15 protein-coding genes and 1 tRNA gene are annotated in these 15515 nt (G+C 35.8%); 5 read left to right on the top strand and 11 right to left on the bottom strand.

The window, feature by feature from the left end; all coding sequences use genetic code 11:
- The 5 genes from AB9K26_RS15355 to AB9K26_RS15335 form a co-directional block, all read left to right on the top strand.
- Nucleotides 1-403: T9SS type A sorting domain-containing protein (locus tag AB9K26_RS15355; protein WP_369973455.1), on the top strand; the 403-nt coding region annotated here is incomplete at its 5' end.
- Nucleotides 404-483: 80 nt separating this feature from the next.
- Nucleotides 484-645, top strand: coding sequence for a hypothetical protein (locus AB9K26_RS15350; protein ID WP_369973454.1), 162 nt, complete (start codon nt 484-486; stop codon nt 643-645).
- Between the two features lie 18 nt (nt 646-663).
- Entirely contained in the window at nt 664-1809 is a 1146-nt protein-coding gene (locus AB9K26_RS15345; RefSeq protein WP_369973453.1) for a hypothetical protein, read from the top strand.
- 37 nt (nt 1810-1846) lie between these two features.
- Entirely contained in the window at nt 1847-2917 is a 1071-nt protein-coding gene (locus AB9K26_RS15340; protein ID WP_369973452.1) for a nucleotidyltransferase family protein, read from the top strand.
- Between the two features lie 77 nt (nt 2918-2994).
- Complete coding sequence (locus tag AB9K26_RS15335; RefSeq protein WP_369973451.1) at nt 2995-3597, top strand: hypothetical protein; 603 nt, start codon at nt 2995-2997, stop codon at nt 3595-3597.
- Nucleotide 3598: 1 nt separating this feature from the next.
- On the opposite strand, the gene AB9K26_RS15330 is transcribed toward AB9K26_RS15335, so the two are convergent.
- From AB9K26_RS15330 to mraY, 11 genes are all read right to left on the bottom strand, one after another.
- Nucleotides 3599-4480, bottom strand: coding sequence for a zinc-dependent peptidase (locus AB9K26_RS15330; protein ID WP_369973450.1), 882 nt, complete (start codon nt 4478-4480; stop codon nt 3599-3601).
- A 104-nt stretch (nt 4481-4584) separates the two neighbouring features.
- Nucleotides 4585-4658, bottom strand: a tRNA-Arg gene (locus tag AB9K26_RS15325).
- 6 nt (nt 4659-4664) lie between these two features.
- Nucleotides 4665-5114 carry a GatB/YqeY domain-containing protein gene (locus AB9K26_RS15320; protein WP_369973449.1) on the bottom strand — a complete coding sequence of 150 codons (450 nt, stop codon included), beginning with the start codon at nt 5112-5114 and terminating at the stop codon, nt 4665-4667.
- A gap of 135 nt (nt 5115-5249) precedes the next feature.
- Nucleotides 5250-7184 (bottom strand): cell division protein FtsZ, encoded by a 1935-nt coding sequence (ftsZ, locus tag AB9K26_RS15315; protein ID WP_369973448.1) that lies wholly within the window; start codon nt 7182-7184, stop codon nt 5250-5252.
- Between the two features lie 63 nt (nt 7185-7247).
- Nucleotides 7248-8582 (bottom strand): cell division protein FtsA, encoded by a 1335-nt coding sequence (ftsA, locus tag AB9K26_RS15310; RefSeq protein WP_369973447.1) that lies wholly within the window; start codon nt 8580-8582, stop codon nt 7248-7250.
- 3 nt (nt 8583-8585) lie between these two features.
- On the bottom strand, nt 8586-9275 hold the full coding sequence (locus AB9K26_RS15305) for a cell division protein FtsQ/DivIB (protein ID WP_369973446.1): 690 nt from the start codon (nt 9273-9275) through the stop codon (nt 8586-8588).
- Nucleotides 9276-9294: 19 nt separating this feature from the next.
- Nucleotides 9295-10647 (bottom strand): UDP-N-acetylmuramate--L-alanine ligase, encoded by a 1353-nt coding sequence (gene murC / locus AB9K26_RS15300; RefSeq protein WP_369973445.1) that lies wholly within the window; start codon nt 10645-10647, stop codon nt 9295-9297.
- Complete coding sequence (murG, locus tag AB9K26_RS15295; protein ID WP_369973444.1) at nt 10647-11741, bottom strand: undecaprenyldiphospho-muramoylpentapeptide beta-N-acetylglucosaminyltransferase; 1095 nt, start codon at nt 11739-11741, stop codon at nt 10647-10649. Before murG ends, murC begins: the two co-directional genes overlap by 1 nt.
- Nucleotides 11741-12931 (bottom strand): FtsW/RodA/SpoVE family cell cycle protein, encoded by a 1191-nt coding sequence (locus AB9K26_RS15290; RefSeq protein WP_369973443.1) that lies wholly within the window; start codon nt 12929-12931, stop codon nt 11741-11743. Before AB9K26_RS15290 ends, murG begins: the two co-directional genes overlap by 1 nt.
- Before the next feature lie 9 nt (nt 12932-12940).
- Nucleotides 12941-14272 (bottom strand): UDP-N-acetylmuramoyl-L-alanine--D-glutamate ligase, encoded by a 1332-nt coding sequence (gene murD, locus AB9K26_RS15285; protein WP_369973442.1) that lies wholly within the window; start codon nt 14270-14272, stop codon nt 12941-12943.
- Nucleotides 14273-15514 carry a phospho-N-acetylmuramoyl-pentapeptide-transferase gene (gene mraY / locus AB9K26_RS15280; RefSeq protein WP_369973441.1) on the bottom strand — a complete coding sequence of 414 codons (1242 nt, stop codon included), beginning with the start codon at nt 15512-15514 and terminating at the stop codon, nt 14273-14275.
- Nucleotide 15515: the final 1 nt, after the last annotated feature.

Genomic DNA, 15515 nt, shown 5'->3' with positions numbered 1-15515 from the left:
CTTGCCAGCTTCTGTTGAGGTATATCTCGAGGACACTGTTGCAAATACTTTGACACTGTTGAACGATTCAGATTACGTGATCACGCCGAGCACAGACCTGTCCGGAACAGGGCGTTTCTACTTGAGATACTCTGACGATGCCCTCTCGACCATCGAGAACAGCATCGACAAGCTGGACATCTTTGCACTGAATAGCTCAGACCAGATCGTGGTCAGCGGACAGCTGTTCGAGAACACCAAACTGGAACTTTATGACATCCAGGGTAGAAAAGTGCTCAGCACTAGACTTGATGAGTCGTTGCTACAGAATCGTATCGATGTCTCTGGTATTAATGCTGGTGTCTACATTGTTACTGTTCAAAGTAATAATCAAGAAAAAACCAAGAAAGTGATCTTAGATTAATGAATTTGAACTAAAAAAATTCAATTATTCTATGTCATTAATTAAATTTTATTATTTTTGAACTTTATATGAATAGCAAAATGAAGAATACAAACAAGCAAGACCAAATTACCCGAAAGGAAGCCCTAAAGAAAATGGGGAAGTATGCTGCTTTAACAGCTATCGGGACGTTCATTGTATTGAACCCTAAGAAAGCTCAAGCAACGTCACCACCAGATCCAGGAGGAAATCCTTTCGATTAATTTCGATATATTATTTTGATGACGAAGGTTTCACCTAAGTTTATTCAGAATATAAATGATGATAACGTAATACTTTGGTTTAATGAATCAAATAAATACGTTGTAACATCAGATATAAATAGTAAATTAATTCAATTATATACGAATCCCGACTATGGTCGGGATTCGTTTGTTTCTTATTTAAAAGAACATTTTCAAATAGATAGTGAGAACGGTAATGCTATCTATGAAAATATTGCTGACTTTATTGAAGAAACTACCTATGCGAGCTCTGAGAGTCATACGACGACTACTTTTCCAAAAGTAGAAACTCCTTCGCATTACCCAATTTTAAACTATTATAGCTTTTATGATAAAAAAATCCGTATTCGCTACGAGTCTGATATCATAAAAAGTTTGTTCCATCCTCAAATTGCTCACCACTCTATTGATGGTGATCAAAAATTTGACACCTCATTTGATATTTTTAAAAAGTCTGATGATTTGTATCTTCTGAGAGATGGTGATTGTGTTGGGAAATTCAAAACAGAATCCTTTCATTTTCTACAAGGGAAATTTGCTTTAGAACTCACCAATAGTATTCATAACAAAAACATAGATCAGTGGATAGCTACATTTCATGCGTCTACCATTTCCAACGGAAAGGAATCTATTATGATCATTGGAGATTCAGGTAATGGAAAAAGCACTTTATCGGCTTTATTAATGGCTAAAGGTTATGACATTCTTTGTGATGATTTTACACCATTGTATGAAAATGACATGCTATTGTATCGTTATCCTGCCGCTACCTCAATTAAAAAGGGAGCCTTTGATATGCTCCAATCACATTTAGATATTGAAGATTTAATAACCCATACAAATGGGCCTAAAAAGGTAAATATTAAATATGTGCCTCCAGTCTTAAAATACAATAGCTTGAAATCGGCATTCCCTTGTCATCATATTGTATATGTAAAATATGATAAAGATAATGGCAATGCTTTAAATAAAATGCCAAAGGATAAAATTCTAGAAACTTTGATCCCAGATTCATGGATTTCTCCTAATGAGAGACACGCTTTGAAATTTATCAATTGGTTTAAAGAAACCAATTGTCACAAACTCACCTATTCAAACAATGATTTTGCCCTGTCTAAGTTCGAAGAGCTCTTTAATGGTTAAAAAGATTTACTTACTTTTAAATCTCTAAACTAATATCTTGGCATTACAATCCGCTACATATAAAAAAACCCATCATCTCATAGCTGATATTTTAAGCTTTGAAAATCCAATTGAAGATTTAAAAACTACTTTAAAATCAGATGCTATTGATTGGGATCAATTTGTGATTGTAGCAAGTGATTATCTTGTTTTGACTACATGTTATTGCAGACTCAAGCAAAAAGAATTGTTACAATATCTTCCAGAGGATCTTAAAGAATATCTTGAGAATATAACGGACATCAATAGAAATAGAAATCATAGCCTAACCCGAGAAATTACAGCTATTTCAAAGCTGTTAAATCAAAATAACATCAATTATATTTTCTTAAAAGGTAGCGCTATTTTGGTTCGAAACTATTTGGAAGATTTAGGTGAACGAATGATTGGAGATATAGACATCCTGGTTCAGGAAGACCAAGTTGAAAAGGCCTATGATTTGCTGATAGATTTTGGATATAAAGGGACACCTGCTGGAATTAGTTCGACATACTTTGACTATAAACATCTACCTCGATTACAATCTGAGAACCATTTAGCAGCTGTTGAAGTCCATAAAAAATTGACACAAAAAAGTTTTGATGACATACTAGATCCTAATGGATTATTAAGCAGACAAGAACAGATTAATGGTGTCAATGTGGTTTCTGATGAAGACTTAATACTACATATGGTTCTAAACTTCCAAGCTAATGATTCTGGCTATGCATTTAGTAGAATCAGTTTCAAATCCATTTATGATATTCTCATATTGAAAAGAATCATAGACTATGATTTTAAAAATGTAAAAGACCTGCCCTATTTCAAACACTATTTTTCAATAGCTAAATTGTTCTTTAGTGATTTTAAAAATTTCGACTCACATAAAGCCATCAACAGCTTATTCCTTTTGAAATTGAAAAATTCGTTTGCCAACAAGTCTATAAATTTTATCATTAGAAGATTTATTTTCCTGAAAGCAATTCTCACGACTAGAATTGGAATGTTTTTAAGAAATAAAGCCTATAGAAAAGCGGTAATCAAAGATTATAAAAGAATTATTGGCATACGACAACTAAATAAAGCCTAGAGAAAACTTTTAATGTTCGTTTTTTTTGTAAATCTGAGCTTATAGAGTATATTTGAACTAACTATTTTTTAATCCGCATGAAGAAGCTAGTTTTATTTTTAACATTGACAACACTATTTACTTTTGTTGGTCAATCGCAAATGACGTCAAATACCAACTATGACACCGTAGAGGAAGACACTTTTGGAGATGCTCCTTGGAAACTTAGTGTAGGTGTTAATGCTGTAGGTAGTTTGGGGACTAGGCAACCGTTTGCGCGTTTGGGTGATTATCAATTTAAATACCCTTTAGCTCTTGCAGTTGAGCATAAATGGTCTAGATTTTTCTCAATTGAGCAGGATTTTACACTTAATGCATATGATGTAAATAATGAAATTGATGGTGGTATCTTAAAAGAAGAATACACGTATATTTCTACAAACACGTATTTAAAATATTATTTTTCAGATTTACTTTTTAAATCTAAATGGGTTGATCTCTATGCTGGAGCTGGTTTCGGTATCTTTTCAGTGAATGAATTGAACAGTTCAGGAAATCTTGCATTAGGAGGAACAGTTTGGATTAGCGAAAAAATTGGCGTACGTCTTCAAGGTATTGGTAAGTTTGCTGTGAACGCAAAAGACAGACAATTCGACAACAATCACTTTCAGTACGTATTACAAGCCGTTTTCAAACTTTAATTTAGTATCCTGCAAAATTAAAGCTTAGCATCGTTTTTACTTTTCCGTATAGTTTAGGGAATTGCGCTTTAAACTCCTTTGGCGTTTCAATGAAGGTTTCTATGATTACCGCTAAAAATTCAAATTGATTAGTATAGGCATACTCTCTTAAATAACGAGACGCTACAAGTTTTTGTTTAAGCTGTTCATCATTATCAAGTTCTTGAGTCAATTCTTGGAAGGAATCGATAAAAATTGCTGAACTGGTACTCACTTTTCTTTTGCTCATATAATAAAAATGAATTGCATGAATAAATTCGTGTACTGCCAAATTTAAATTGTCATTGCTTATTTTATAGCCATGCAATACATGTTTCCAAGAAAACACCAAGGCACGATAACCTAAGTTAAATTCTCCTTTATGATAGGTTTTGTTGGTGGTGGAGTAAAACTCCTCAGGATAGAAAATAATGCGCTCAACAGTATCTATTTTATAGTCCCTGAAACCAAATGTAAGCTTCACCAGTGTTCCAGCAATTATGGTTTTCATCTTTTCAGTAACCACTATTTCCTTACCAATGAATTCTGTGCTCTTGATGATTTGAAATACGCGATGTTCAAATGCAGACTTATGTCTAAGTGACAAAGCATTATAAAAGTTGATATGTTGTTTTAAAATCAACTTTTGAGCATTACTTAATTGACGTTTCTTAATATACTTATGATTGAAAAAAAGTCTTTTATTAATATACTCAACATAGGCCATTTCAAAAAAATTGAAGACTTTATATACGACCAAAGCTACAAGACATAATATAAGAAAATACTTAATGATTGCCACGGCAATCACAAACGCTTGAGGCACTTCTTCTTGAAGATATAGTATAATGGTATTAAACAGCAATAATTACAGTTATTAAAAGCTTTATCCTCTCTTTATTGAAAACAAAACAGCTCTGTAAACTAATTTAATATACTTAATTATTACAGAGCTGAAAATATACTTAGTGACCACGGTAGGATTCAAACCTACGACCGCTGGAGCCGAAATCCAGTGCTCTATTCAGCTGAGCTACGTGGCCTTTATTTTATTGTAATTTGGCCTTTACAATGGTCGATATGGTTTTACCATCTGCTTGACCAGCTAGTTGCTTGCTTACTATTCCCATAACCTTTCCCATATCTTTCATGCCTTCAGCACCTGTTTCCTCAATGGTCATGACCACAACCTTTTCAATTTCTTCATCACTTAATGCTTCAGGTAAAAACTGACTGATAACTTCTGCTTGATCAATCTCTGGAAGTGCCAGATCCTTGCGATCTTGTTCTAAATAAATTGCGGCACTATCCTTACGTTGTTTAACCAACTTTTGAAGTATTTTAATCTCTTCCTCTTCCGTTAGTTCTTCATTGCCTGCTGAAGAAGTTTGCGCCAAAAGTATAGCCGATTTAACAGCTCTCAATGCTTCTAGAGCCACTTGGTCTTTTTCTTTCATTGCAGTTTTCATAGCTGCCATAACATCATTTTGTAAACTCATGTCTTCTAATTTATTTAAGAGCACTAAGATAAAAAAACTATAGGTTTTAACGGTTTCCATGACATAAAAAAACCCGAAAGGTATTCTCGACCTTTCGGGTTTAACAAAGTGTGTAACACTAAACTAAATTTGCTATTAATCTACGTTGTCGTGTAAAAATGAATTATTGCTTCTCAATTGAATATCATCGTTGTCATCAGTTCCAACAGAAGTTCTTGAAGCATTGGTTTCCGAAGAATGCTGAGATTCTTCCAAATTCACACCTTGTCTTTTATAAGCGGGTTCTTTTTCAATATCGTCAATTTTAGCCGTATTGAATTTATAATTGAAATCTTTCATCTTACGTCGTCTCTCATCAGCTCGTTCCTTTAACAATTCTGAAATTGGACTGTTCATAGGATCGATTTCCTCTTCGATAGTTTCCTCTTGAGCCTCAGATTCGACGGTTTTTCTTTCAAAAACAATCTCCTCTTCAACTTCAGGTTGCGTTTTAAGTTTTGTTTTTGACTCGTTCATTGAAGATTCATAAGACATGAAATCATCATCAAGTGCATAGCGCTTTTCACCATTTTCATTAGCTTCTGTCACAGGAACAATTTCCACGTGCTCATTAACTTCCAAATCCTTAACCTCATCATCTAATGAAAATATCGTTTTATCATCAAATTCAGAAACCGTTTCTTCAGTATCAGAAGTCAGAGGCAAATCAAACGTTAAGGTAATTTGCTCTTCTTCAACAATTTCCTCTTCCTTAATTTGTTGCATTGGTGTTATCACGAAATCCTCTTCTTGGATTTTATGATCTAGCACTTCTTCGTAAACCACACTGATGTTCTTGATAATATCGGTAGTTGCAATTAGGTTAGTTTCTGAATTAACCGACAACTCGCTTTCAGTTTCAAGCTCATGATCTGTTAAAGTATGCACGACAACATTTTCAGAATTGTCCTCATCTTCATTTTCCAAAACAATATCAGGTGTAATGATAGCAGGATCGTTTTCCTTTACATTAAGATCATCTTGTCTGTCATCTTCTAAAGCATGTACTACTTTCTTCTGTTCGGTATTGGAAATTTCATGCTGTTGATCGATATCAAAACCAGTAGCGATGATCGTTACTGAAATCGATTCTTCAAGTGATTCGTCTTCACCAACACCCATGATAATATTAGCACCATGACCTGCTTCATCTTGAATATGGTCATTGATTTCACCGATTTCATCAATAGTAATTTCCTGTGAACCAGAAACGATAAGCAACAAGACGTTTTTAGCTCCAGTAATCTTATTATCATTCAACAATGGTGAATCTAAGGCCTTCATGATGGCTTCTTGAGCTCTAGTTTTACCTGAAGCTGTAGCCGATCCCATAATCGCTGTTCCACTATTGCTCAAAACGGTTTTAGCATCACGTAAATCGATGTTTTGCGTATAGTGATGTGTAATCACTTCAGCAATTCCTTTTGAAGCGGTTGAAAGCACCTCATCAGCTTTAGAGAAACCAGCCTTAAATCCTAAATTACCATAAACCTCACGCAGTTTGTTATTATTGATAACAATGAGTGAATCTACATGACCTCTAAGGGTTTCAATTCCTTTTTGTGCTTGTTCAATTCTGGTTTTTCCTTCAAATTGAAATGGCATTGTAACAATTCCAACTGTTAGGATATCCATTTCCTTAGCCAATTTAGCAATGATTGGAGCTGCACCTGTTCCGGTTCCTCCTCCCATTCCTGCTGTGATAAAAACCATTTTAGTATTGGAATCAAGCATGCGTCTCAAGTCCTCATAACTTTCAACAGCTGCTTTCTCTCCTACTTCCGGATTGGCTCCAGCGCCTAATCCTTCGGTTAAGTTCACTCCTAATTGGATTTTGTTTGGGACACCACTATTTTGCAGTGCTTGTGCATCGGTATTGCAAATCACGAAATCAACGCCTTTAATCCCTTGTTGGAACATGTGATTAATGGCATTGCTTCCTCCACCACCAACTCCAATCACTTTGATCACATTAGATTGGTGCTTAGGTAAATCAAATGCAATATCGCCTAATTCAATGTCGTTGCTCATAAAATAGTATTTTTACTGGTTGTACTTTGTACTTGTTTTTTTATTCTTTGGATTAATATTTTTTTATTCAGCATTATCAAGAAAATCCTTAACACGTTCGGTGAGCTTGTCTAAAAAGGAACGTCGTTCTTTCTTAGGCTCATGAACCATCTCTTCTTGAGGTGCTTGTTCTTCTGTTTCAATTTCTAAGGCATTGCTTTCAATGGCTTCAACTTCTTTTTCTACACGTTTGCGCTCTTGACGCTTTAGTCCATCCATAACCAAGCCTACAGCTGTGGCAAATAAAGGACTTGCGACGTCGTCATCACTATCACCAGCCAAATGCTCATTTGGATACCCAATTCTGGTATCCATTCCTGTAATGTATTCAACCAACTGCTTTAAATGCTTCAATTGGCTTCCTCCTCCTGTTAGAACAATTCCAGCGATAAGCTTTTTCTTCTGCTCTTCGTGGCCATAGTTCTTTATTTCAACATACACTTGTTCAATGATCTCTACAACACGCGCATGAATGATTTTAGATAAATTCTTGAGTGTTATCTCCTTAGGCTCACGTCCGCGCAATCCTGGTATGGATACAATCTCGTTATCTTTATTTTCACCTGGCCAAGCCGAACCAAATTTGATTTTCAATAATTCAGCTTGTTTTTCGATGATGGAACAACCTTCCTTGATATCTTCAGTAACTACATTTCCTCCAAAAGGAATCACCGCTGTATGCCTGATAATACCATCTTTAAACACAGCCAAATCGGTGGTTCCACCTCCAATATCGATGAGTGCGACTCCTGCTTCTTTTTCCTCTTGGCTCAATACGGCATTTGCAGACGCCAGAGGTTCAAGAGTGATACCTTCAAGTTCCAATCCAGAGCTTTTAACACAACGTCCAATGTTTCGAATAGAAGACACCTGACCAACCACCACATGGAAATTAGCTTCCAAACGGCCTCCATACATTCCAATTGGTTCCTTGATTTCTGCCTGACCATCCACCTTATATTCCTGCGGTAACACATGAATAATCTCTTCACCTGGCAACATGACGAGTTTATGAACCTGATTGATCAAACGATCGATATCTTCTTCATCGATAACCAATTCAGAATTTGCACGCGTGATATAATCGCTATGTTGTAAACTTCTTATGTGCTGACCAGCGATTCCAACCGTTACTTCTTCTATTTTCAAACCTGCTTCAGCTTCAGCTTCTTGTACAGCCTGTTGGATAGATTGAATGGTTTGTGTGATATTATTTACCACACCTCTATGCACTCCTAAGCTCTTGGATCTTCCAATACCTAAAATCTCTACCTTGCCATACTCATTTTTACGACCAATCATCGCCACAATTTTTGTGGTTCCAATATCTAATCCTACTGAAATTTTTTGCTCTTCCATCACTTATTTTTTGGTGCAAATCACTTGCTTGTCAAACTTTAAATTAACCACACTATAACTGTCTAATGTTTTATCTTTCATAGCTTTCAGATAAAATGCTTTAAGGTTGTTGATTTTTTTATCCAGCATCTTTAACTGTCCTAAATGAATTTTAAAATCATACTCTCTAAGCCATAAATCGATGGACTCATCTTCATTTTGATGGATCTCAACAACATGCTTTCTTAAAAACTCGTCCGCTTTAACTTTTTGGGCCATTGCGAACACATTTGACAGATTGTTTTTCTCAATTGCTCCAGTCACCAAAGGTACTCTTGCAGAGTAATTTGTTGATAAAGGCATAAAGCCACCTTGTTCATCAATATAATAGGACGCATTTGTACTTACTCTAGCTATAGGTTTTTTCTGCTCAACTTTAGCAGTAATCAAACCGTCAACACTCATAAATACTTGGGCTTGCTTAATCATTGGATTTGTATTTAGGGCAGCCTCCAACGCGTTCAAATCTATAATATCTTTAGGCTTATTCGTAACACTATCTTGATTTTGTATTAACAATTTACTAACAGTCTCTTGGGTAATAAACAAGTTCTCATCTCCTACAAACTGAATCAATGGCGTGCTAACTTTTCTAGTTGCATTTCGATACGATGAAAACACAAAAAGAAATACTACCAACGCCAGTAGACACACAATCTTTATATAGTTGATATTAACTCGCAACACTTAATGCTTCTTTAATATATTTTACTTCCTCTCCAATATCACCAGCTCCAATAGTTAAAACAACTTGAGCTGAAGATGTTTTTATTTGTTTTACCAAATCCTTTTTTTGAACCAATTGCTTTTGGTTATTTGCAATCTTGCTCAACAACCATTCTGAAGTTATGCCAGGAATAGGTAATTCTCTTGCTGGATAAATTTCCATTAAAAAAACCTCATCAAATTGTGATAGACTTTGAGCAAATTCATCTGCAAAATCCTTAGTTCTGCTGTATAAATGAGGCTGAAAAATGGCCAAGGTCTTTTTATCAGGGTACATCTCACGAACCGCTTGATGAACCGCATTAATTTCTTCTGGATGATGTGCATAATCATCAATGAAGACTAAATCAGTTGTCTTAATTTGGTAGGTAAATCTGCGTTTGACACCCTTGTAAGATGCTAAAGCTTTGGCGAGCTGCGGTTTAGGGAGACCATGTTCTACAGTCATCGCCAAGGCTATTAATGCATTCGACAGATTATGTCTACCAGGTAGGTCAAATTTAAAATCTTTCAGTAGTGCATTTGGTGTTTTCACATCAAACACATAACTACCGTTAACTATCTTTATATTTTGAACGGAATAATCTGAATCGTCTTCTATTCCGTATGTAATTCCTTGAATTGGCAACCCATTTCTCACAAACAGTTTTCCGTTGGGTTTTACTTTCTTAGCAAACTCCTTAAACGTGTTCTGAAGCTCTGAAGCATTTCCATAGATGTCTAAATGATCGGCATCCATAGAAGTGATACACGCAAAATCTGGTGACAATGTTAAAAATGAACGATCAAATTCATCGGCTTCTACAACTGTAACCTCAGAACCTTCAAGAATAAGGTTTGAATTATAGTTTTCACTGATGCCTCCCAAAAATGCTGTCACTTTCACATCACAAGCTTTGAGTAAATGCGCCAAGATACTTGTTGTTGTAGTTTTGCCGTGGGTACCAGCAACTGCGAAACAAAAGCTATTGGCTGTGATTTCACCCAAAACAGCTGAGCGCTTCATGACTTTAAATCCGTTGGATTGAAAATAAGTCAATTCACTATGTGTTTTTGGAATGGCAGGTGTATAAACTATAAGAGTATCATGAGAATTTAGATACAAATCTTCTATAACATTAACATCGTCGTTAAAATGTACTGAAATGCCTAAATCTTCAAGCGCATTGGTAATTTCAGTTTTTGTTTTATCATATCCAGCGACCTCCTTACCCATAGCCTTAAAATAACGTGCTAAGGCACTCATCCCTATGCCTCCAATACCAATAAAATACACGTTATTTATCTGCTTAAAATTCATTAGTTTTTTAATAGTTTTTCAACTTCATCAGCAATATCACTTGTAGCATTAACCAATGCCAATTTTTTTATATTCTCTGAGAGTTGTTGTTGGTTTTCCTTAGAATTCAAAACATCTAAGAAATGCATATCAAAGTCAGCATCTAACTCATTTTCTTTTATTAAAATTGCTGCATTTTTATCTACAATAGCTTGCGCATTTTTTGTTTGATGATCTTCCGCCACATTAGGTGATGGAATGAAAATAACTGGCTTCCCAACCACACACAATTCAGAAACCGAGCTAGCTCCTGCTCTAGAAATGATAATATCTGCAGCTCCATAAGCCATATCCATTTCATTCAAAAAGGCATGAACCTGAACATTGTCCAGTTTGTTATACTGCTTGAATTGCTGATAATATAATTTTCCACACTGCCATATCAATTGCACATTATGCGACTCAAAAAAATCCAACTTATCTTCGATAAGTTCATTAATTCTTCTAGCTCCTAGACTTCCTCCCAATACCAACAAAGTATGTTTACTATGTATCAATCTGAAGGCGTCTTTACCTTTAATCTGTTTTTGTGACACATCTAAAAGTCCTTTACGAATCGGGTTTCCTGTAAGCACAATTTTTTCCTTAGGGAAAAAACGCTCTAAATTTTCATAAGCCACGCAAATGGTATTCACTTTTTTCGACAACCATTTATTGGTTATACCTGGATATGAGTTTTGTTCTTGTATTAAACTTGGAATTCCTTTAGATGTAGCCACCTTAAGCAATGGTCCACTAGCAAATCCTCCTGTACCTATGGCCACATCAGGCTGAAAGGTGTTGATGATCTTTTTTGAGCGTAATAAACTCGAAAGCAACTTCAATGGAAACATCAAATTCTTTAAGGTCAAACGTCTTTGAATACCAGAAATCCATAATCCTTCAATGTCATAACCAGCTTGTGGTACTTTTTCCATCTCCATACGATCTGAAGCACCAACAAACAAAAACTCTGCATCTGGAAATCTAGATTTCAATTCATCAGCAATGGCAATAGCAGGATAAATATGACCTCCTGTTCCACCTCCTGACACTATGATTTTATAGTTTTCCATTATATGGTTTCACTTAATATTTCTAGAGGATTTTCCTCTTGGTATTCCGATTCCTTTATTTCTTGTCGTTTAGCACTCACACTCAAAATGATTCCAATGGCCAAACAAGTCATCCAAATTGAGGTTCCTCCACTACTTATTAATGGCAAGGTTTGTCCTGTTACAGGAAATAATTCCACAGCAACAGCCATGTTAATCAATGCTTGAAAAACAATTGGCAAACCAACACCCAAAACCAAAAGTTTTCCAAAAACCGTATCTGCCTTTTGCGATACAATCACAATACGAAACAGCAGCCAAGAATACATGACCAACAAAAACAGACCGCCAACCAATCCGTATTCCTCAATAATGATAGCGAATATGAAATCTGATGAGGATTGCGGCAAAAGGTTTTTCTGCTTGCTTTTCCCAGGCCCAACTCCAAATATATTTCCTGAAGCAATCGCTATTTTTGCTTTTTCAATTTGATAATCTGAGTCTGAAGCCTCTTCATTTGTAAAGTTTTCTATTCTGCTCATCCAAGTGTCTACCCTATTTGGCATAGCACCAGGAAATGCTTTTGCAGTCAATATGAATAACGAAAGAACTACAACTCCAGACCCAATAATTATGGCAAGATATTTTATTGGATAGCCTCCTATAAAAGAAAGCATCATAACCATTAGAAAAATGATGGCTGTTGTTGAAAAATTCGCTGGTAATATAAGAATGAGCACAAAAAACACTGGTGTCCAAAGTGGCAATAAGGTTTCTTTAAAAGTGATGTTTTTGTCGTGAACTTTCGACAAATACCTTGCAACATAAACCATCAACACGACAGCTGCCAAAGTTGAGGTCTGGAAAGACATCCCTACAAATGGTATTTGAATCCAACGACTGGCATTAGCACCTTCAATTGTTGTGCCTTGCAGCATGGTTACAATCAACAACACCAATACAATTGGAATCATAATCATTGAAAGTCCCCTAAAAAAACGATAGGGTATTTTATGAACGCCATACATAATGGCAAAACCTAAAAACAAGTGCATAAAGTGCTTTACGAAATAACTAAAAGTATTTCCTGTACCACCAACGTAAGCTAGGTTACTTGCCGCACTGTATACTGGCAAAAAAGAAAAAATTGCCAATAGCGCTGCAATAGCCCAAATTAATTTATCACCTTTTATGTTGTTAAGTAGCTGCAAACTGTATTCTTATAAATTTCTAACGGCTTCTTTGAATTGACGTCCTCTATCTTCATAGTTTTCGAATAGATCAAAACTAGCACAGGCTGGCGACAGGAGCACATTATCTCCCGCTTCAGCTATTTTGTAGGCTATTTTAACCGCTTCACTCATAAATTGTGTTTCTACGATTACATCTACCATGCCTCCAAAGTTTTCCAGTAGCTTTTGATTATCTACTCCTAAGCAAATAATTGCCTTTACCTTTTCATTTACAAACTGGAAAAGCTCTTGGTAATCGTTACCCTTGTCTTGACCACCAACAATCCAAACGGTTGGCGCATCCATACTTTCCAACGCATAGTAAGTGGCATTTACGTTAGTAGCTTTTGAATCGTTGATATATTGCACTTTATTAATTTTTAGCACATGCTCCAAACGGTGTTCCACTCCTTGGAAATTCTCAAGGCTTTCCCTGATGGTTTGTTTTCTAATCTTTAGTAAATGTGCTACTGTTGAAGCAGCCATGGCATTTTTAATGTTGTGCTTTCCCTCTAATGCTAAGTTTCCTGTCGGCATAATAATTTGGTTGTTATCTATTGTTATTTTAATCTCTTGTTTGTCTAAATACGCTCCATTTTCAATCTTTTTTTTAAGTGAAAAAGGCAATAATGTGGATTGAATGGGATGCTTCTCCAACCAAGATGTGATCACTTGGTCATCAGCATCATAGATGAAATAATCATCTTTTGTTTGATTCTCTGCTATTCTGAATTTTGATGCGATATAGTTTTCAAAGACATAGTCATAGCGATCTAAATGATCTGGTGTGATATTTAGCAATACTGCTATCTTAGGCTTGAATTGAATAATATCATCCAATTGAAAGCTACTGATCTCTAGCACGTAGTTTTTATAGTCATGCTCAAGAATCTGTTTTGCAAAACTATCTCCTATATTTCCAGAAAGACCAACATCCAACTCTTGTTTAAGGAGATGATATATTAAACTCGATGTTGTCGTTTTTCCATTACTTCCAGTAATAGCGACCAAGGTTGCATTAGTAAAACCAGATGCAAATTCAATTTCTGAAACTATTGGAATACCCTTGGCTCTTATCTTTTTTATCAAAGACACTTTGTTAGGTATGCCAGGACTTTTCATCACTAAATCGGCATTCAGTATTTGGTTTTCAGAATGTGATCCATCCTCAAATTCAATCTCATTATGTGTAAGAACGTCTTTATATTTTTTCTTTATTTGTCCGCTATCGGAAACAAATACATTGTATCCTTTAGCTTTTCCTAGCAGCGCTGTTCCTAAACCGCTTTCTCCTCCACCAAGAATTACTAGCCGTTTCATCTATCGTATTTTCAGCGTCACGATGGACAGAATCGCTAATAAAATCCCAACAATCCAAAATCGGGTCACTATTTTACTTTCGTGATAACCTGATTTCTGATAGTGGTGATGTAAAGGCGACATTTTAAAAATGCGACGGCCTTCACCAAATTTCTTCTTCGTATACTTGAAATAGCTTACTTGCATCACCACAGAAAGATTTTCCGCTAAGAAAATCCCACACAGTAATGGAATTAGCCATTCCTTTCTAACTGCTATGGCAATCACTGCGATAATTCCTCCAATAGTTAAGCTACCTGTGTCTCCCATGAACACCTGTGCTGGATAGGCATTATACCACAAGAACCCAACCAAGGCTCCTACAAATGCAGCGATATAAATTGTAATCTCTTCTACCTTTGGGATATACATGATATTGAGATATTCAGAAAATATGATGTTACCAGATACCCAAGCAAATATGCCTAAGGTCAATGCGATAATTGCTGATGAGCCTGCTGCCAGTCCATCAATGCCATCTGTAAGATTTGCGCCATTTGACACAGCTGTGACAATGAAAATGGCAACTATTATAAAAATCAGCCACGCATATTTTTCAAGATTTGGATTAATCCAAGTAATCAAATCGGCATAATCAAATTCATTCCCCTTTACAAATGGAATGGTTGTTTTGGTTGATTTCTTTTCAGCTTCAAAAAGATTGGAGGCTGAGGTTTCTGGATTTTCTGCCAATAGTTCTTGTTGTTGGGCTACAGGTAACTTTTCCCTGATTGTCACATCTTTATGAAAGAACAAAGTCGCACCAATGATAATCCCAAGTCCTACTTGACCAAGAACCTTAAACCGACCCTTAAGGCCTTCTTTGTTATTTTTGAACTTTTTGATATAGTCATCTATAAATCCAATCGTTCCCATCCAAACAGTTGTTACGATCAATAAGACGATGTAAACATTTTCAAGTTTGGCTAACAAGAGAACTGGAATTAGCGTTGCTAGGATAATTATAATGCCTCCCATGGTTGGCGTTCCTGCTTTTTCAACCTGTCCTTCAAGACCTAAATCCCTTATGGTTTCACCAACTTGTTGTCTTTGTAAAAAACGGATGATACGTTTTCCAAAAATTGTTGATATCAGTAGCGAAAGAATTACAGCAACAGCAGCCCTAAAGGTGATAAACCCAAAGAGTGATGCTCCTGGAAATTGGAATTGTTGTTCTAAATAATCAAATAGGTAATACAACATC

The organism is Psychroserpens sp. XS_ASV72, assembly GCF_041224425.1.
Taxonomy (GTDB): Bacteria; Bacteroidota; Bacteroidia; order Flavobacteriales; family Flavobacteriaceae; genus Psychroserpens.
The sequence above is the reverse complement of the archived record's forward strand: the minus strand, read 5'-3'. Positions and strand labels throughout refer to the sequence as shown.

Excerpts from the sequence above, each read along its gene's own strand:
- AB9K26_RS15350 (WP_369973454.1), top strand. The coding sequence starts at position 484 with ATGAAGAATACAAACAAGCAAGACCAAATTACCCGAAAGGAAGCCCTA.
- AB9K26_RS15345 (WP_369973453.1), top strand. The coding sequence starts at position 664 with ATGACGAAGGTTTCACCTAAGTTTATTCAGAATATAAATGATGATAAC.
- AB9K26_RS15335 (WP_369973451.1), top strand. The coding sequence starts at position 2,995 with ATGAAGAAGCTAGTTTTATTTTTAACATTGACAACACTATTTACTTTT.
- AB9K26_RS15320 (WP_369973449.1), bottom strand. The coding sequence starts at position 5,114 with ATGAGTTTACAAAATGATGTTATGGCAGCTATGAAAACTGCAATGAAA.
- ftsZ (WP_369973448.1), bottom strand. The coding sequence starts at position 7,184 with ATGAGCAACGACATTGAATTAGGCGATATTGCATTTGATTTACCTAAG.
- ftsA (WP_369973447.1), bottom strand. The coding sequence starts at position 8,582 with ATGGAAGAGCAAAAAATTTCAGTAGGATTAGATATTGGAACCACAAAA.
- murC (WP_369973445.1), bottom strand. The coding sequence starts at position 10,647 with ATGAATTTTAAGCAGATAAATAACGTGTATTTTATTGGTATTGGAGGC.
- murG (WP_369973444.1), bottom strand. The coding sequence starts at position 11,741 with ATGGAAAACTATAAAATCATAGTGTCAGGAGGTGGAACAGGAGGTCAT.
- murD (WP_369973442.1), bottom strand. The coding sequence starts at position 14,272 with ATGAAACGGCTAGTAATTCTTGGTGGAGGAGAAAGCGGTTTAGGAACA.
- mraY (WP_369973441.1), bottom strand. The coding sequence starts at position 15,514 with ATGTTGTATTACCTATTTGATTATTTAGAACAACAATTCCAATTTCCA.